Origin of the sequence: Morganella sp. GD04133, from assembly GCF_029835375.1 — a bacterium.
In the GTDB taxonomy this organism is placed as follows: Bacteria; Pseudomonadota; Gammaproteobacteria; order Enterobacterales; family Enterobacteriaceae; genus Morganella; species Morganella morganii_B.
This window is the reverse complement of sequence record NZ_JAODZS010000026.1, coordinates 1-17,709: the sequence shown is the minus strand read 5'-3', so window position 1 is coordinate 17,709 and position 17,709 is coordinate 1. Positions and strand designations below refer to the sequence as shown.

At 52.8% G+C, this 17,709-nt stretch carries 21 protein-coding genes and 1 tRNA gene; 15 read left to right on the top strand and 7 right to left on the bottom strand.

Going from position 1 to position 17,709, the window contains the following annotated elements; translation table 11 throughout:
• The first annotated feature begins 39 nt into the window (after positions 1 to 39).
• Together N7387_RS13825 and N7387_RS13820 are read left to right on the top strand one after the other, a co-directional pair.
• Positions 40 to 876 (top strand): MBL fold metallo-hydrolase, encoded by an 837-nt coding sequence (locus tag N7387_RS13825; protein WP_279799753.1) that lies wholly within the window; start codon positions 40 to 42, stop codon positions 874 to 876.
• 20 nt (positions 877 to 896) lie between these two features.
• On the top strand, positions 897 to 1,508 hold the full coding sequence (locus N7387_RS13820; RefSeq protein WP_279799689.1) for a DsbA family protein: 612 nt from the start codon (positions 897 to 899) through the stop codon (positions 1,506 to 1,508).
• Here N7387_RS13820 and N7387_RS13815 read toward each other — a convergent pair.
• On the bottom strand, positions 1,488 to 2,141 hold the full coding sequence (locus tag N7387_RS13815; RefSeq protein ID WP_025154065.1) for an A24 family peptidase: 654 nt from the start codon (positions 2,139 to 2,141) through the stop codon (positions 1,488 to 1,490). The genes N7387_RS13820 and N7387_RS13815 overlap by 21 nt on opposite strands.
• A gap of 242 nt (positions 2,142 to 2,383) precedes the next feature.
• Here N7387_RS13815 and rsmE point away from each other — a divergent pair, with 242 nt between their 5' ends.
• From rsmE to ruvX, 4 genes are all read left to right on the top strand, one after another.
• Positions 2,384 to 3,115, top strand: coding sequence for a 16S rRNA (uracil(1498)-N(3))-methyltransferase (rsmE, locus tag N7387_RS13810; RefSeq protein WP_279799686.1), 732 nt, complete (start codon positions 2,384 to 2,386; stop codon positions 3,113 to 3,115).
• 9 nt (positions 3,116 to 3,124) lie between these two features.
• Positions 3,125 to 4,075, top strand: coding sequence for a glutathione synthase (gshB, locus tag N7387_RS13805; protein WP_279799684.1), 951 nt, complete (start codon positions 3,125 to 3,127; stop codon positions 4,073 to 4,075).
• A gap of 77 nt (positions 4,076 to 4,152) precedes the next feature.
• Positions 4,153 to 4,716 (top strand): YqgE/AlgH family protein, encoded by a 564-nt coding sequence (locus tag N7387_RS13800; protein WP_262859268.1) that lies wholly within the window; start codon positions 4,153 to 4,155, stop codon positions 4,714 to 4,716.
• A complete protein-coding gene (ruvX, locus tag N7387_RS13795; protein WP_262859269.1) occupies positions 4,716 to 5,138 on the top strand; it encodes a Holliday junction resolvase RuvX in 423 nt (140 codons plus the stop codon). The genes N7387_RS13800 and ruvX overlap by 1 nt, the downstream gene beginning before the upstream one ends.
• Before the next feature lie 27 nt (positions 5,139 to 5,165).
• On the opposite strand, the gene N7387_RS13790 is transcribed toward ruvX, so the two are convergent.
• On the bottom strand, positions 5,166 to 6,188 hold the full coding sequence (locus N7387_RS13790; protein WP_279799681.1) for a PilT/PilU family type 4a pilus ATPase: 1,023 nt from the start codon (positions 6,186 to 6,188) through the stop codon (positions 5,166 to 5,168).
• A gap of 21 nt (positions 6,189 to 6,209) precedes the next feature.
• Between N7387_RS13790 and N7387_RS13785 the strand changes: the two genes are divergently transcribed.
• From N7387_RS13785 to hemW, 4 genes are all read left to right on the top strand, one after another.
• Positions 6,210 to 6,908: a YggS family pyridoxal phosphate-dependent enzyme gene (locus N7387_RS13785; RefSeq protein WP_262859271.1), complete on the top strand. Its 699-nt coding sequence runs from the start codon at positions 6,210 to 6,212 to the stop codon at positions 6,906 to 6,908.
• Between the two features lie 80 nt (positions 6,909 to 6,988).
• Entirely contained in the window at positions 6,989 to 7,537 is a 549-nt protein-coding gene (locus tag N7387_RS13780; RefSeq protein ID WP_046895179.1) for a YggT family protein, read from the top strand.
• Positions 7,538 to 7,549: 12 nt separating this feature from the next.
• Positions 7,550 to 8,146, top strand: a complete 597-nt coding sequence (gene rdgB, locus N7387_RS13775; protein ID WP_072871876.1) for an RdgB/HAM1 family non-canonical purine NTP pyrophosphatase — start codon at positions 7,550 to 7,552, stop codon at positions 8,144 to 8,146.
• On the top strand, positions 8,139 to 9,269 hold the full coding sequence (gene hemW, locus N7387_RS13770) for a radical SAM family heme chaperone HemW (RefSeq protein WP_279799678.1): 1,131 nt from the start codon (positions 8,139 to 8,141) through the stop codon (positions 9,267 to 9,269). Before rdgB ends, hemW begins: the two co-directional genes overlap by 8 nt.
• A gap of 57 nt (positions 9,270 to 9,326) precedes the next feature.
• On the opposite strand, the gene N7387_RS13765 is transcribed toward hemW, so the two are convergent.
• From N7387_RS13765 to trmB, 5 genes are all read right to left on the bottom strand, one after another.
• Positions 9,327 to 10,283, bottom strand: a complete 957-nt coding sequence (locus tag N7387_RS13765; protein ID WP_279799676.1) for an ABC transporter substrate-binding protein — start codon at positions 10,281 to 10,283, stop codon at positions 9,327 to 9,329.
• 160 nt (positions 10,284 to 10,443) lie between these two features.
• Positions 10,444 to 11,172, bottom strand: coding sequence for a DUF2884 family protein (locus tag N7387_RS13760; RefSeq protein ID WP_262859275.1), 729 nt, complete (start codon positions 11,170 to 11,172; stop codon positions 10,444 to 10,446).
• Between the two features lie 44 nt (positions 11,173 to 11,216).
• The gene (glsB, locus tag N7387_RS13755; protein WP_279799672.1) at positions 11,217 to 12,143 is read right to left on the bottom strand and encodes a glutaminase B; all 927 of its coding nucleotides are present in this window, start codon (positions 12,141 to 12,143) and stop codon (positions 11,217 to 11,219) included.
• Between the two features lie 106 nt (positions 12,144 to 12,249).
• A complete protein-coding gene (locus N7387_RS13750; protein ID WP_025154052.1) occupies positions 12,250 to 12,576 on the bottom strand; it encodes a YggL family protein in 327 nt (108 codons plus the stop codon).
• Complete coding sequence (trmB, locus tag N7387_RS13745) at positions 12,576 to 13,295, bottom strand: tRNA (guanosine(46)-N7)-methyltransferase TrmB (RefSeq protein WP_262862566.1); 720 nt, start codon at positions 13,293 to 13,295, stop codon at positions 12,576 to 12,578. Before trmB ends, N7387_RS13750 begins: the two co-directional genes overlap by 1 nt.
• Positions 13,296 to 13,523: 228 nt before the next feature.
• Here trmB and mutY point away from each other — a divergent pair, with 228 nt between their 5' ends.
• The 5 genes from mutY (at position 13,524) to N7387_RS13720 (ending at position 17,628) form a co-directional block, all read left to right on the top strand.
• Positions 13,524 to 14,576, top strand: a complete 1,053-nt coding sequence (gene mutY / locus N7387_RS13740) for an A/G-specific adenine glycosylase (RefSeq protein ID WP_279799669.1) — start codon at positions 13,524 to 13,526, stop codon at positions 14,574 to 14,576.
• 9 nt (positions 14,577 to 14,585) lie between these two features.
• Complete coding sequence (locus N7387_RS13735) at positions 14,586 to 14,858, top strand: oxidative damage protection protein (RefSeq protein ID WP_004237812.1); 273 nt, start codon at positions 14,586 to 14,588, stop codon at positions 14,856 to 14,858.
• 69 nt (positions 14,859 to 14,927) lie between these two features.
• Positions 14,928 to 16,004, top strand: a complete 1,077-nt coding sequence (mltC, locus tag N7387_RS13730; RefSeq protein WP_262859279.1) for a membrane-bound lytic murein transglycosylase MltC — start codon at positions 14,928 to 14,930, stop codon at positions 16,002 to 16,004.
• 174 nt (positions 16,005 to 16,178) lie between these two features.
• Positions 16,179 to 16,254, top strand: a tRNA-Phe gene (locus N7387_RS13725).
• Positions 16,255 to 16,431: 177 nt separating this feature from the next.
• Positions 16,432 to 17,628 carry a tyrosine-type recombinase/integrase gene (locus N7387_RS13720; RefSeq protein ID WP_279799666.1) on the top strand — a complete coding sequence of 399 codons (1,197 nt, stop codon included), beginning with the start codon at positions 16,432 to 16,434 and terminating at the stop codon, positions 17,626 to 17,628.
• Positions 17,629 to 17,709 lie beyond the last annotated feature (81 nt).

Sequence of the window (17,709 nt, the reverse complement as noted above, 5' to 3'; positions counted from 1 at the left end):
ACTTCTGCAATCCGTACCTCACTGGTATTCAGCGCCCTGATGGGTGCCTCTTTTGTCACTGCCGCCGCACCGCTGTCGCTGGAAGTGTATAACCCCGGCGAAAAAAGTATCTTTCCGGTTTCCTCGGAAATCATCAGCGGCAAAAATGAGGTGGTTCTGATTGATGCTCAGTTTCAGAAAGATGATGCTCAGGTACTGGCGGATAAAATCCGTGCGACCGGCAAAACGCTGACCACCATTTATATCAGCCATTCGGATCCGGATTTCTATTTCGGACTGGATGAACTGAAAAAAGCCTTCCCGCAGGCTAAGATTGTCGCCACTCCGCAGACCGTGGCACTGATTAAAGAAAGTAAAGACGGTAAACTGGCTTACTGGGGACCGGTTCTGAAAGAAAATGCCCCGCAGAGTATCGTTGTGCCGGAGCCGTTAGAGGGCAACCGCATTATGCTGGAAGGGGAAAGTATTCTGATTGAAGGGCTGGACAGCCCGGCACCGGAGCGCAGTTATGTATGGGTGCCGTCACTGTCTGCGGTAATGGGCGGTGTGCTGGTATCAGAGAATATCCATGTCTGGCTGGCGGATACCCAGACCCCGGAATCCCGTCAGTACTGGCAGCAGTCGCTGAAAAGTATGCAGGACAAACATCCGGCCACCGTGGTGCCCGGCCATTATGTCGGTAACAGCCATTTCTCACCGGTGGCCATTACCTTTACCGCGGATTATCTGACCCGTGCGGAAGCAGCCCTGAAAGAAAGTAAGGACTCACAACAGATGATCAGCACACTGAAAGCCGCTTACCCGGCCCTAGCGGATGAATCAAGCCTCGAACTGAGCGCCAAAGTGCTCAAAGGTGAAATGCGCTGGCCGCAGTAATCTGATTTAAGGAAAACAGAATGTCAGTAAAAACGCTGCACTATATTTATGATCCGCTCTGCGGCTGGTGTTATGGTATTGCGCCGTTTATTCAGGCCGCACATAAACAGGGCGTGACGATCGCCCTGCACGGCGGCGGGATGATTACCGGCTCACAGCGCCGCCCGGCAGATGACAGCATGCGGGAGATGATCCGCAACCACAATCAGCGCATCACTCAGCTGACCGGACAAGCGTTTACCGATGCTTTTTACACCCTGCTGAAAAATCAGGAGTGGGTGATGGATTCCGTGCCGCCGATTGCCGCCATTCTCAGTGCGCAGGCACAGTCAGGTAAAGGCATTGACATGCTGGAAGCCTGCCAGAAAGCCTATTATCAGGACGGGCTGCCGCTTAACCGCGATACTTTGCGCAGGCTGGCGGATAAACTGGGTATCAGCGATATTCAGTCTGATAATACTGAGCAGCATATTAATGAGAGCCGTCAGTTATTTGTGCATAACCCGACCGGCGGCTTCCCGACTCTGCTGCTGGAAGAGGACGGCCAATTTCAGCACATCCCGAACCAGGCGGTACTGGGTGCAGAATCTCATTGGGAAAGGCTGATCCCGTTACTGAAAACGACTGCCTGACATCATTCCCATCACCATAATCATCCCCGCAATTAAATGCGGCCCGAAGGCAATAATACGCGGGCCGCACTGCGGGTGATGATAACCGCGATGACGGAAATAGTGCATCCCGGACACCACCAGCGCTGACACACAGGCCAGCATCAGCAACAGCGCGAGTTGTTCCGCCCCCACCCAGGCCCCGGAGGCAGAAAACAGTTTGATATCCCCGCCGCCCAGGCCGCTTTTTTTCCGGCACCAGGCATAACCTTCCGCCACACACCAGAGCAGAAAAAAACCGCCGATCACCCCGTACAGCGCGGAAGAGAGCGTCACCAGCCGGACCTCATTCTGAAACAGCAATCCGGCCCACAGCACCGGGAACACCAGTTTATCCGGCAAATAAAATACTGCGTTATCAATATGAAACAGCATCACCAGACACAAAAACAGCAGAGTCAGAAACAGGACATACACGCCCTGTCCGTCTGACCAGAACACGATCAGCACGCCGGATAACAGGCAGTGCAGATATAACCACCCGCCCGGCAACCGCTGCGGATACTGATAGTAATGGCGCAGAATATATTCCGTCCCGGCTTTTAGCGGCAGCGGCAAAAATACTCCCCAGATAATCATAATCAGCCAGTCCATGTTTTCTCCGCGTCTTTCCCTGTTGCGATATCCGCAGCCTGCCTGACCGCCCCGGGAAAGACATCTTTTTTTCCCTGATTACCGCTGAATTACATTTTTTTTCGGGTCATCACGCAATATTGGCTGTTACCCCGGCATGTAATGATCCCGGCTGATGCTTGCAGTGAGGATCCCCCCTCTATTATCATGAGGGCAATGTGTATCAACCGGCAGCGTGCCGGCAGAACGTAAAGGATATTTTCATGCGGATCCCGCGCATTTATCACCCCGGCACTTTAACCCCCGGCATGGTGACAGAACTGACAGACGACGGTGCCAACCATGTTGCCCGTGTGCTCCGGATGAAAACCGGCTATTCCCTGATCCTGTTTAACGGCACCAACCGGATTTTTAATGCTGAAATTACAGATATCAGCAAAAAAAGTGTGACTGTCCGTATCGCTGATGAGCAGGACGACAACCGCGAATCCCCGCTGTCTATCCACCTCGGACAGGTGATGTCACGCGGCGAAAAAATGGAATTCACCATTCAGAAATCGGTTGAACTGGGTGTTCAGATTATTACCCCCCTGATCTCTGAACGCTGTGGTGTTAAACTGGATGGTGAACGGCTGGACAAAAAACAGCAGCAGTGGCAGAAAATTGCCATCGCCGCCTGCGAGCAGTGCGGACGCAACGTGATTCCGGAGATCCGCCCGGTGCAGACCCTGGAAGCATGGTGTGCGGAAAATGATGATGCCCTGAAGATAAATTTACATCCGCGCGCATCACAAAGTATCAATACACTGCCCGCAGAAACCGCTAAAGTGCGATTGCTGATTGGCCCGGAAGGCGGGCTGTCAGCAGAGGAAATCGCGATGACCGCCGGTCATCAGTTTACCGACATCTTATTAGGGCCGCGTGTATTACGCACAGAAACCACCGCGCTCACTGCAATCACCGCATTGCAGGTGCGTTTCGGCGATCTGGGTTAAGGAGAAAAAATGATCAAGCTCGGTATTGTGATGGATCCTATCGATTCCATCAAAATCAGGAAAGACACCAGTTTCGCGATGCTGCTCGAAGCACAGCGCCGTGGTTATGAAATCCATTATATGGAGATGAATGACCTTTATCTGCATCAGGGCGTTGCCCGTGCCCGTACCCGCACCCTGACGGTGAAAGAAGACCCGGCAGGCTGGTATCAGTTCGGCAGCGAGCAGGATATCGCGCTGGGCACCCTGAATGTCATTCTGATGCGCAAAGATCCGCCGTTTGATACTGAATTCATTTACGCCACCTATATCCTGGAGCGTGCGGAAAGTGCCGGTTCCCTGATCGTCAACAAACCGCAGAGCCTGCGCGACTGTAACGAAAAACTATTCACCGCCTGGTTTGCCGATCTGACCCCGGACACCCTGGTCACCCGCAGTGCACAGCGTCTGCGTGAATTCCATCAAAAACACGGTGATGTGATTTTTAAACCGCTCGACGGCATGGGCGGTGCGTCTATTTTCCGTCTGAAACAGGATGACCCGAACGTCGGTGTGATTATCGAAACCCTGACCAATCACGGTCATACTTTCTGCATGGCGCAAAACTTCCTGCCTGCCATCAAAGACGGTGACAAACGTATCCTGGTGGTGGACGGCGAACCGGTTCCTTATTGCCTGGCACGCATCCCGGCCAAAGGTGAAACACGCGGTAACCTCGCGGCAGGTGGGCACGGTGAAGTGCGTCCGCTGAGTGAAGGTGATTGGGCCATTGCCCGCAGCGTGGCACCGGTCCTCAAAGAAAAAGGTCTGATTTTTGTCGGCCTCGATGTGATCGGCGACCGCCTGACGGAAATCAACGTAACCAGCCCGACCTGTGCCCGCGAAATTGAAGCCGCACAACCGGACGTTTCTGTCACCGGCATGCTGATGGATGCCATTGAAAAACGTCTCGCCCGGTAACCGCCGGGGCTCTCCCCCCGCACACCCATATCCGCAGGCCGTTCTTTCCGGTCTGCGGGCAGACTGAAAAGAAGGTTATGAACTTACAACATCATATTCTCATTGCTATGCCCTCACTGGATGACCCGTATTTTGCGCGTTCAGTTGTGTATCTGTGTGAGCACAATGAAAACGGGGCAATGGGACTGGTGATCAACAAACCAATCGAACAGCTGTCTGTCAGTAAAATTCTGCAAAAGCTGAAAATCACCCCGGATATCCATGATGAAAACCTGTCGCTGGAAAAACCGGTTCTGCTCGGCGGACCGGTTTCTGAAGAGCACGGCTTCGTGCTGCACTCAGGTGATAAAGAGTACGCCGCCAGTACCCGCCTGACCGATGATCTGTTTCTGACCACCTCGAAAGATGTGCTGGAAACCCTGGGAACCGCAGAGCAGCCGGCGCACTATCTGATGACGCTCGGCTACTCAAGCTGGACAGCCGGTCAGCTGGAGCGGGAAATCATGGAGAACAGCTGGCTGGTGGCCGATGTCAGTGAGCGCCTGCTGTTCCGTACCCCGATGCCCGACCGCTGGCGCGAAGCTGCCGCCGGTATCGGCGTCAATATTTACACCATTGCACAACAGGCCGGACACGCATAATGAGCAGTAATACTGTGATTGCCTTTGATTTCGGCACCAAAAGCATTGGCGTGGCTGTCGGTCAGACCATCACCGGCACCGCCCGCCCGCTGGCGGCACTGAAAGCCCGTGAAGGAATCCCGGACTGGGAGCTGATCGCCGCCGTGTTCCGTGAATGGCAGCCGGATTATGTGGTTGTCGGCCTGCCGCTCAATATGGACGGCACACCGCAGCTGGTCACGAATCAGGCGAAAAAATTCGCCAACCGCCTGCACGGGCGTTTCGGGATCCGCGCTGAACTCCATGACGAGCGCCTCAGCACGGTGGAAGCCCGCGCCAATCTGTTTGCAGACGGCGGCTACCGCGCTCTCGGCAAAGACAAAGTAGACTCCGCCTCTGCCGTGATTATCCTTGAAAGCTGGTTTGAACAGCTTTACCGCTGACAATTCTGCCCCGGCGCGCGGTACTGTTTACCATGCCGGTACCGCGTCCGCCTCCCCTGCAATCTCTCCTCTGCCGCGCCGCCATTGCAGGCACTGCTCCTCCGTCATCATCCCGGACTGTGCGCCTGACTGCTGATGAGAGGCAATCTGATATGCTTTGTTATCCCGGATAAGGCTCGCCACCGCCGGGGTATTGATCAGCACATCAAACACGGCACAGCGCCCGCCGCCCTGTTTTGCCACCAGATACTGACTCAGCACCGCCACCAGACTGCCTGCCAGCTGGCTGCATACCCTGTTTTTTTCTGCGCCGCTGAACACATCCGTCAGCCGCTCAATCGCCGCAATCGCGCCTCTGGTATGAAGGGTACTCAGCACCAGATGTCCGGTTTCCGCCGCCGTCAGCGCAAGACGGATAGCCGCCTCATCCCGCAGTTCCCCCAGCATAATGACGTCCGGATCCTGGCGCAGTGCGGCTGTCAGCCCCTGCTGATAATCCTCACAATCACGGCCGATTTCCCGCTGGCGGATCAGCGACTGCCTGCTGCGGTGACGGAACTCCACCGGGTCTTCCAGGGTAATCACATGCCGCCGGAAGTGCTGATTGATATAACTGAGCAGCGCCGCCAGCGTGCTTGATTTTCCGCTGCCGGTCGCCCCGGTGACCAGAATCAGGCCGCTTTGCGTTTCTGACAGCAGCCCGGCAAACACCGGCGGTGCCAGGATATCCTCCAGAGAGGGAACCACCGGGCTTATCAGCCGCAGTGCGGCGTTCAGCAATCCCCCTGCCATGAAAATATTCACCCGCAAAGGTTGATCGCGGATAAACAACGCAAGATCCGCCTGCCCTTTTGTCATCAATCTGTGGTAATTTGCCTGGTCGAGGATCGTCTTTACCCAGCCGCGCAGTGCGTCATCCGTTACCGCCGCACAGTGTGTCTGCGAAAAAAGCTCTCCATCCACCCGTAATACCGGCACCTGACCAACACAAAGGTGCAGATCGGATGCATTATGCTTTACACTAAGGGCGATTAAATTATCCATATTCATTAGGTTATCTCCCGGATCATCATGAAACCAATAAAAGACAATCTGACAGAAATCAGAGAACGTATAACCGCTGCGGCGCAAAAATGCGGCCGCGATCCACACACAGTGACCTTACTTGCCGTCAGTAAAACCAAACCTGTGAGCGCGCTCGAAGAAGCAATAGCTGCCGGGCAAACCCGCTTTGGTGAAAACTACGTCCAGGAAGGCGTTGAAAAAATTCAGTATTTCTCCGCGAATCAACACCTGGAATGGCACTTTATCGGCCCGCTGCAGTCTAATAAAAGCCGTCTGGTTGCGGAGCATTTTGACTGGTGCCACACCATCGACCGGCTGAAAATCGCCCAGCGCCTGAGTGATCAGCGCCCGGCAGACAAAGCACCGCTGAATGTGCTTATCCAGATCAATATCAGCGATGAGAACAGTAAATCCGGTATCACCCTTGCGGAATTACCGGCACTGGCACAACAGGTTGCGGCCCTGCCGAATGTCTGTCTGCGCGGCCTGATGGCAATCCCGGCACCGGAAACAGACCCGGAACGTCAGTGTGCGGTTTTCCGTCAGATGGAAACCGCTTTCCGTGAACTGCAGGGAAAATACCCGCAGGCGGATACGTTATCGATGGGTATGACCGATGATATGGATGCCGCGATTACCTGCGGTTCGACCATGGTGCGCATTGGTACCGCAATTTTCGGTGCGCGTAACTATTCTGTATCCTGATCATTCTGTATCATGACCTTCCTGTACCTTAGTGCGTTATCACAAACCGGTTAATTTGTTTTCTGTTAAGGATTTCACCGATGCAAACACTGAATTTTGTTGTCACCACGCTCCTGCATGCCTATGCCACGATTTTACTGCTGCGTGTCTGGATGCAATGGGCGCGCGCGGACTTTTATAATCCGTTTGCCCAGTTTGTCGTGAAAGCCACACAGCCGGTTGTCCGTCCGCTGCGCCGTATTATTCCGGCTATCGGCCCGATTGATACGGCCTCTGTGCTGGTGGCCTATGTTGCCGTCCTGCTGAAACTGCTTTTTCCGTGGTTTCTGGCCGGTTTTCAGGGCCAGCTCGGCGGGCTGATGCTGTTAGTCGCTTTCTTTAATCTTCTTTATCTTGCAGGTATGACGGTATTCTGGGTGATCCTCGCCCGTGCGCTGCTGAGCTGGTTCAGTCAGGGCCGCAACCCGGTGGATTATGTACTGATGCAGCTGACCGAGCCGCTGATGTCACCGTTCCGCCGTATCATTCCGCCGATGGGCGGCATTGATTTCTCTGCAATGATTGTTATTTTTATTCTGTACGCGCTGGGCTATCTCTATAACGATATTGTTCAGTGGATATTTTTATAATCAGGCGCTGATATGACCCGCAAAATTGTTTTAGCTACCGGCAATGCCGGAAAAGTCCGTGAAATGGCCTCACTGCTGGCAGATGCCGGTATGGATGTGGTGGCACAGACGGAACTGGGTGTCGGCTCCGTTGAGGAAACCGGCCTGACCTTTGTTGAAAATGCCATTATCAAAGCGCGTCACGCAGCAAAAGTCACCGGTTTACCGGCTATTGCGGATGACTCCGGGATTTCTGTCGATTACCTCGGCGGCGCACCGGGGATCTACTCCGCCCGTTATGCCGGAACGGATGGCAACGACGGTGCCAATATTGTAAAACTGCTGGCTGCCCTTGACGGCGTCCCGGCGGAACAGCGTCAGGCGCACTTCAACTGTGTACTGGTCTATATGCGCCACGAAAACGACCCGACGCCGATCATCTGTCATGGCCGCTGGGCCGGTGTGATCGCAGAGCAGGCGCAGGGCGAAGGCGGTTTCGGTTATGATCCGGTCTTCTGGTTACCTGAACTGAATAAAACCGCCGCACAGCTGCGTCCGGAAGAAAAACAGGCTATGTCTCACCGCGGCAAAGCGCTGGCACTGCTGTCGGAAGCCCTGCGTAATGGGTAAGCTTCCCCCGCTCAGTCTGTATATTCATATTCCGTGGTGTGTTCAGAAGTGCCCTTACTGTGATTTCAACTCTCACGCGCTGAAAGGTGAAGTGCCGCATGATGATTATGTGGCACATCTGCTGGCTGATCTGGATGCCGATCTGCCGCTGGTGGCCGGTCGCGAAATCCGGACCATCTTTATCGGCGGCGGCACCCCCAGCCTGCTGAGTGCGGAAGCCATGCAGACACTGATGGACGGCGTACGTGCCCGGATCCCTGTCGCGGAGGATGCGGAAGTGACCATGGAAGCCAACCCGGGCACCGTAGAAGCCGACCGTTTCAGTGGCTACCAGAAAGCCGGTATCAACCGCATTTCCATTGGTGTGCAGAGCTTCGGTGATGACAAACTGATCCGCCTCGGGCGTATTCACGATGCCGGAGAAGCCAAACGGGCGGCCCGGCTCGCGGCGACACTCGGACTGCGCAGTTTTAACCTCGACCTGATGCACGGGCTGCCGGAGCAGCATCTCGGCGAGGCGCTCAGTGACCTGCGCCAGGCGATTGAGCTTGCCCCGCCGCACCTGTCCTGGTATCAGCTGACGATTGAACCGAACACCAGCTTCGGCTCCCGCCCGCCGGTACTGCCGGATGACGATCTTTTGTGGGATATTTTCTCTCAGGGGCATCAGCTACTGACACAGGCCGGTTATGTGCAGTATGAAACCTCCGCGTATGCAAAACCGGGATTTCAGTGTCAGCATAACCTCAACTACTGGCGTTTCGGGGATTACCTCGGGATCGGCTGTGGTGCGCACGGCAAAATTTCGTTTGCTGACGGACGCATTCTGCGGACAGTCAAAACCAAACATCCGCGCGGTTATATGGAAGGGCGCTATCTTGATCAGCAAAATGAGGTGGCAACAGAAGACCGGCCGTTTGAGTTCTTTATGAACCGGTTCCGCCTGCTGGAAGCGATGCCGCGCCGGGATTTCACCGATTACACCGGACTGCCGGAATCCGTGGTTCGTCCGCAGATTGAGGCGGCACTGAATGCCGGTGAGATTTCCGAAACCGCAACTCACTGGCAGATAACCGAACACGGCAAGTTATTCCTCAATACGTTGCTGGAACGGTTTTTATAAAACAAAAACCCGGTCGCTTTCACGCCCGGGTTTTATTAGTTATATCAATCCAGCTGATTACAGCGCGCTTTCCACGGCCTGCACCTGACGGCTCAGACTATCCAGTCCGCCGCCGGAGAGATACCAGAGATCCGGCTGTAACACGATAATTTTATCATTCTTAAAGGCATTGGTCTTTTTCACGCCATCAGTTTCAAAGGCCGCTTTATCCCATTGCCCTGCGCCAATCGCCGCGCTGCGGTCAATCACCAGAATCACATCCGGGTTCAGCTCCGCCACCATGTCCGGTGTCACCAGCGGACGCTTATCTTTCTCTGCTTTCGGGTCAACCGGGATATCAACAGCAGCCGCTTTCACCACCTGATAGACAACCGGCTGTTTATTCGGGAATAATTTGCCGTCATTGTGCAGCATCACCAGTACTTTTTTACCGGATTTGGCGGCTTTTTCCTGAGCCTGAGCAATGGTTTTATTCAGTGCAGTCAGTTCTTCTGCGGTTTTCTTCTCAATATCATAAAGCTGACCGATCAGAGCAATATTCGCCTCTGCCGCTGCCAGATAATCATCACCGCCGGTACCGAGGTTCACTGTCGGTGCGATTTTATTCAGTTCATCGAATGATTTGCCCTGACGACCGGTGATCACAATCAGATCCGGCTTCAGTTCCGCGATTTTTGCCAGGTCCGGCGTCTTCATTCCGCCTGCATCCGCGACTTTGCTGTTCACCTGACCTTTCAGGTATGACGGCAGATTACCCAGCGGCAGCGCGACAACATTGTCAGCCAGCCCCAGCTTATTCATGGTGTCGTACACACCAAAGTCAAACAGCACCACGCGGGATGGTTTCTGTGCCACTTTTGCAGAGCCGGACTGATGTTCGATGGTCAGCAGCGGGCTTTTATCCGCCACAGCGGCGATATGATTCGGGGTGTATTTCGGCGCGGAGTCAGCCAGCGCGGAAGCGGAGGCAAAGCCTAAAAACGGAATTAACACTAACGGAATGATCTTTTTCATGTTCCTGCCTGATTAAATGCGTTTAACGTTGCAGTTCATTCTAGGCAGAAGCCGAAACATGTCAATCAAATAAGAATCATTATCATAACAATTATTATTTATTTGAACCTGATCAGCTAAAAAAGCAGTTACCGGTACAAAATGTACCGGTAACCTTATATTACTTAAGGGAATTCATCAGCTGAATACGCTGCTGTTCCAGCGTGGTGACTTTACCACACACCTGTTTACTGAACTGTTTAAAATCACCTTCCTGTTCACGCACGGCCTGCTGTAAGGATTTCTGTAACCCGTCCAGCCCGCTCAGTGCCGCACCGGCGGCGTTTTTGTCACCGGTCAGCCCGGCAAGCAGCTGTTTGCGGCCGATCTCATTGATCGCATCCTGAAGCATACCGCCGAGACGCTGCTGAATTTGCGCACGTCCGTCCTGCTCTACCTGCTTAATCGCCTGATGATGGAAAGCATAACCATCCGGACGGGTTTCAATAATCCGATCAACCTGTTTATTCAGATCCGCTTCCAGGGTTGTCAGATGGCCGCGCAGTTTGCTGTCCTGCCCCATCTCTTTGATCAGCACCTTGTCCACCGCCTGACGGGATTTACCGATCCGGTTCACCGCCTGCTGTTTTATCCACGGCACATCCTGACGCACACCTGACTGATAGCGTTTTGCATCCGCACTTTGTGCGGCGCTGAGTGTCAGGGATTTGCCGTCACGGGTGATCTGCCCGTCAGGGGTGATCTTCATTTCCCCGCTTTTCCCGATCACCTGTACATAGGCCGGTGTGATAACCAAATCATCCTGCGGGGTGACACTGCACTGATACCCTTCCGCCGATGCCAGCGACGCGGCACCCAGACTCAGAACGGCAATCCATTTACGTAACATAAACACTCCTGATTCTCAGACAGCGGACGCTGAACCCGGCGGGTTCAGAAAATAGAGCGCCCGATTTTTGCAGATAACATTTCTAAGGCAGCACAACCAGCCAAAGAGTTCCCGGAATCATCCAGTTCCGGTGACCAGACCACCACCGAAAACTCGCCGGGCACCACACAGACGATCCCGCCGCCGACCCCGGATTTACCGGGCATGCCTATCCGGTAAGCAAACTCCCCCGAGCCGTCATACATCCCGCAGGTCAGCATCAGGGCATTTATCTGCCGTGACTGCAACGGTGTGATCACCGGCTCGCTGCCACCCAGCGGTACGCCGCCGTTGGCCAGATAGGCAAAACAGATTGCCAGTTCAGCACAGTTCATTGAGAGTGCGCAATAGTGAAAATAGTTCTCCAGCACAGTCAGTACATTATTTTCAAAATTGCCGAAAGATTTCATCAGAAAAGCGATAGCGGCATTGCGGCTGCCGTGTTCCAGTTCAGAACGCGCCACCTGCAAATCATAGGTAATATCCTGACTGCCGGTCAGTTTGCGGACAAACTCCAGCATCCGCTGACGCGGCGCACTGAGGCGGGACTGCAGCATATCCGCAATAATAATCGCCCCGGCATTAATAAACGGATTGCGCGGAATACCCTTTTCCATCTCCAGCAGCACCAGCGAGTTAAACGGCAGACCGGACGGCTCTTTACCAACCCGTGACCAGATCTCAGACTCCTTATAACGCGTCATCGCGAGTGTCAGACTCAGCACTTTGGAAATGGACTGCACCGAAAAGCGCTGATAAGCATCACCGGCGGAAAAAATTTCTCCGTCCACGGTACACACCGCGATCCCCAGCCTGTCTGGTGAGACTTCCGCCAGCGCCGGAATATAATCCGCCACCTTACCGGAGCCAATCAGCGGCCGGACACGGTGCAAAATATCGTCCAGCAGTTCATTACTAAAGTGTGTGGTCAAAATTGTTACTCCAAAACACGGTATGCCGCAAATCCGGAGGCCGGAGACAGATAAGGGCACCCATTCAGGTGCCCTTATTAATAATTAGCGTGGTAAGAAATTTATCTCAGTCCCACCAGATATCGAACAGTTCAGACATCTGAATGTTCTGCATCCCTTTGGCTTTCAGCCAGTCACCCACCAGCTTACGGTGTTCATCGGTACACTCGCCGATTTTCTGTAAACAGACCATGGCTTCCCAGCTCAGGTAACCGCTGGCATCCAGCGCCAGGCCGTTCGGCTCGATCACTTCGTCAACCAGCTGATCAACCGTGCGGTCGATAGTATCGACATCAGTGCCTTCCGGGAAATCCCATTTGAAGGAAAAACCGAGTTCGCGGAACTCATCGATACGCATTTTTTTCCGTAAACGACGACTACGTTGTGTTGCCATTATTTCATCCTCTCAAACATCAGATCCCAGACGCCATGGCCTAAGCGATGGCCGCGTTTTTCAAACTTCGTGACCGGCCGGGTATCCGGGCGCGGTACATAATCCTGTGTGGCTGACAGATTGCGGTAACCCGGTGCCTGAGTCATTACCTCAAGCATGTGCTCCGCATACGGCTGCCAGTCCGTCGCCATATGGAAGATACCGCCCGGTGCCAGTTTTGTCCGCACTTTTTCTGCAAACGGCAACTGAACAATACGCCGCTTATTGTGACGGGCCTTATGCCACGGATCGGGGAAAAACAGCTGTACCATATGCAGGCTGTTATCCGGGATCATTTTATCCAGCACTTCGATGGCATCATGGCACATCACGCGCAGGTTCGTTACCCCGGCCTCCTGAGCATCTGCCAGACAGGCACCGACCCCCGGGGCATGCACTTCAATCCCCAGATAATTTTTATCCGGATTCTGTTTCGCCATCTCCACCAGAGAAGTACCCATGCCGAAACCGATCTCCAGCGTGACCGGTGCATCACGCCCGAACAGCGCGGTAAAATCCAGCAGTTCCGGGGTAAAATCCACACCCGCTGACGGCCACAGGTCAGTCAGGGCATCTTCCTGACGTTTGGTCAGCCGTCCCTGACGGCGCACAAAACTGCGGACACGGCGCAGGGCTCTGCCGTCTTCATTAAATTCCGGCGAAATTACATTGTTGATCATAAGGTTTGCTGTCAGTATCCCGGCAAAAATAAATCATAATGTGTCCGGCACAACGGGCTGCGCTGCGCTGACACACGCAAAGTGCGGCAAGTTTAGCAAGAGACAACCGACTTCGCACCGGTTAATCACCCTCTTTCGCACAATTTCGGGTAAAAGTTGGTTTACAGTCGCAAAACAGTGTGCTGGAATTCCCGTCAATTAAAACTATTCAATGATTATTTAATTCTCATGGAAGCACAGCAATTTTCGCAGTCGGTTCTGACGTGGTATCACCGCTGCGGCAGAAAAAATCTGCCCTGGCAGCAGGAAAAGACCCCTTACCACGTCTGGCTTTCTGAAGTGATGTTACAGCAGACCCAGGTGGCAACGGTTATTCCTTATTTTAACCGTTTTATTGAACGGTTTCCGGCGGTTACTGATCTCGCCGCCGCTCCGCTTGATGAAGTGCTGCATTTGTGGACCGGGCTCGGCTATTACGCCCGTGCCCGCAATCTGCACAAAGCGGCACAGACTATTGCCTCAGAATTCGGCGGCAGGTTTCCGGTCACGTTTGAGGACGTGGTTGCCCTGCCCGGCGTCGGGCGATCAACCGCAGGCGCGATTCTGTCACTTTCTCAGAATCAGCACTTCCCGATTCTGGACGGTAATGTCAAACGGGTGCTGGCACGCTGTTATGCCGTCAGCGGCTGGCCCGGTAAAAAAGAGGTGGAAAACCGCCTCTGGGCGATCGCCGAAGATGTCACCCCGGCTGACGGCGTGCAATATTTTAATCAGGCGATGATGGATCTGGGCGCGATGGTCTGCACACGCAGCAAACCTAAGTGCGAGCTGTGCCCGCTGCAATCCGGCTGTATTGCGTATGCAGAGCACAACCCGGCAGCGTATCCCGGCAAAAAACCGAAACAATCGATTCCGGAAAAAACAGCTTACTTTCTTATCATTCAGCATGATAATGAAATCTGGCTGGAAAAGCGTCCGGCGAAAGGGATCTGGGGCGGATTATACAGTTTTCCGCAGTTTGCAACGGAAGAGGACATGTACGGCTGGCTGGCACAGCGCCGTATCAGCCACTCACCGTTACAGCAGCTGATTGCTTTCCGCCACACATTCAGCCATTTTCATCTGGATATTGTCCCCGTTGCCGCAAACGTCACCGATCGCACCGCAGTCCATGACGACAGCGACGGGATTTGGTATAACAGCCAAAATCCCCCGGTAATCGGCCTGGCCGCCCCGGTGGAAACCTTGCTTAAGCAAATCGGTAAAGAACCCCATTTTTGAGGATGTTACATGAGCAGAACGATTTTTTGCACCTTTCTTCAGCGTGAGGCTGACGGCCAGGATTTTCAGCTCTATCCGGGCGAATTAGGCAAACGTATTTTTAATGAGATTTCCAAAGAAGCCTGGCAGCAGTGGATGTCCAAACAGACCATGCTGATCAACGAGAAAAAACTCAGCACCATGAACCCGGACGATCGTAAACTGCTGGAACAGGAGATGGTCAAATTCCTGTTTGAAGGCCACGATATCCACATTGAAGGCTATACACCGCCTGAAAAATAATCCTGTCATCAGAGCCCTTTCCCGGCTCTGATGTTGTATCTGAACCCGGATCACACCGTATTTATACCCATGAAAAAACTTGCTGCACTGATCATTCTTGCGCCGCTGCTGGCGTCCTGTACCGGTTCACAGAAACAGACGGATTACCGTCCGGAATATGTTAAGGATACCAACGGATTTGATATTCTGATGGGCCAGTTTGCCCATAACATTGAAAATATCTGGGGTATAAAAGAAGTACTGATTGCCGGTCCGAAAGATTATGTCAAATACACCGATCAGTACTACACCCGCTCCCATATCAACTTTGATGCCGGTACCGTTACCATTGAGACTCTGGCAGGGGTTGAGCCGGAAGCCCATCTGCGTCAGGCGATTATCAATACCCTGCTGATGGGGGATGATCCGGGCTCAGTTGACCTCTATTCCGATGCCAACGATGTCACCATCAGTAAAGAGCCGTTCCTGTTCGGCCAGGTGCTGGATCATACCGGACAACCCGTCCGCTGGGAGTGGCGAGCCACCAAATTCGCGGATTATCTGGTAACCAACCGCTTACAGCGCCGTCAGTCCGGCTCACAGATGATCACCTATATCACCCTGAAACTGGTACCGAACCATCTGGACCAGCGCGCTCACAAATACCTGCCGCTGGTTCGTCAGGCATCCGCCAAATACGGCGTGGAAGAATCGCTGATCCTTGCGATTATGCAGACAGAATCCAGCTTTAACCCGTATGCGGTCAGCCGCTCTGATGCTCTGGGGCTGATGCAGATTATGCCGAACACCGCCGGACGTGATGTGTTTAAATCACAGGGCCGCTCCGGTGTGCCAAGCCGCAGCTATCTGTTTGACCCGGCCAGTAATATCGACACAGGTACGGCATATCTGGCCATTCTGCAGAATACCTACCTCGGTGAGATCAGCAACCCGACATCACGGCGCTATGCGGTTATCACCGCCTACAACGGCGGTGCGGGCAGTGTGCTGCGTGTCTTCCACAATGATAAAAAGCAGGCCGCCCGCATTATCAGCGGTATGGAGCCGGGTAAAGTGTATGAAACCCTGACGACGAAACACCCGTCCGGTGAATCCCGTAATTACCTGCGCAAAGTCAACGATCTGCAAAAAGGCTACCGCCGTTAAGTTTTCCGGCGGACAGGATCTGCAATTGTCCGCCGGTAATTTTACGTGTTATGCCGTAAAAATGAATGTTACTGCTTAAAATTTCAGTAAATTGCAGAAAAAATCGTCACTTGATTAAATTTGAAGGAAATAAGATTGACGCCCGGAACGGAATCGGGTTTAATACGCCTCGTTGCCCGGATAGCTCAGTCGGTAGAGCAGGGGATTGAAAATCCCCGTGTCCTTGGTTCGATTCCGAGTCCGGGCACCACTTTCACTTCTACAGTGGTCTCCTCAAGTCAAGTAAACCCCTTTGTATTCATTGAATTACCTTGTATTATCACTCATCGAGCTCCACCGAACTCAACACGACTCAACCTGAATCAAGTGTCTGTTGGGGGCTTTTTTGGGGGCTCATCGTGTTCAATGTAATTTAGGGGCCCCCATTATGGCACTCAGCGCCCGGCAGATACAGGCTGCCAAACCTAAAGACAAAGAGTATAAGCTCTCTGATGAGCGTGGACTTTATCTTCTCATCAAACCTAATGGTGCTCGTTACTGGCGAATGAAATATCGCTTTGCGGGTAAAGAGAAAAAATTATCTATTGGTGTTTATCCCGATATCTCTCTTGCCGATGCACGGATAAAACGTGATGACGCGAGAAAACTGTTAGCTGAAGGTAACGACCCGGCGGAACAAAAGAAGCTGGAAAAACTCGCGAAAAAAATAACTGTTGAAAATACGTTTAAAGCGATTGCGCTTGAATGGCATACCCATAAATCGTCTGAATGGTCCGAAAGCTATGCTGAAAGTGTTCTTGATGCGTTAGATAAAGATATCTTTCCTTATTTAGCCAGACGCCCTGTCGCCGAGATCCTTCCATTAGAAATGTTAGAAATCTTACGAATGATTGAAAAGCGTGGTGCTTTAGAAAAAATGCGTAAGGTCAGGCAGTTCTGTAATCAGATTTTCCGTTATGCCATTGCTACAGGCCGTGCAACGATAAATCCTGCCGCAGAGCTCACAGGGACGCTTAAAGCGCCTAAAACAAAACATTTCCCTCACCTAACCGCTCAGGAGCTTCCCGAACTATTACAGAAGCTTTCAGCGTATTCAGGAAGCCCTGTTACCCGCTTAGCCACCAAACTCCTGTTATTAACCGGAGTCAGAACAATCGAACTCCGGGCAGCCCACTGGAGTGAGTTTGATTTCAATAATGCAATTTGGTTAATCCCTGAAGAAAGAATGAAAATGCGCCGTCCGCATTCCGTTCCGCTTTCCAAACAAGTGATTGAAATGCTGAAAGAGCTATATGCTTTTACAGGCCAGTATCAACTGGTTTTTCCGGGGCGCTGTAACATAAATCAACCGATGAGTGAGGCCAGTATCAATATGGTACTGAAACGGCTTGGGTATGACGGTAAAGCAACAGGACATGGCTTCCGTCACACGATGAGTACAATTCTGCATGAAAAAGGATATAACTCAGCATGGATTGAGACGCAGCTTGCTCACGCCGATAAAAACTCAATTCGGGGAACATATAATCATGCTCAGTATATGGACGGACGCAGGGAAATGATGCAGTGGTATGCAGACTACATTGATACTCTGGAAAACCACAGTAATGCTGTCCGGCTATAACTTACAGCTAAAAAGGTGATCATTATCATGCCTTAGTCATAACGTATTTTATTTCGTAACACTTACCTAACAGAAAGCGAG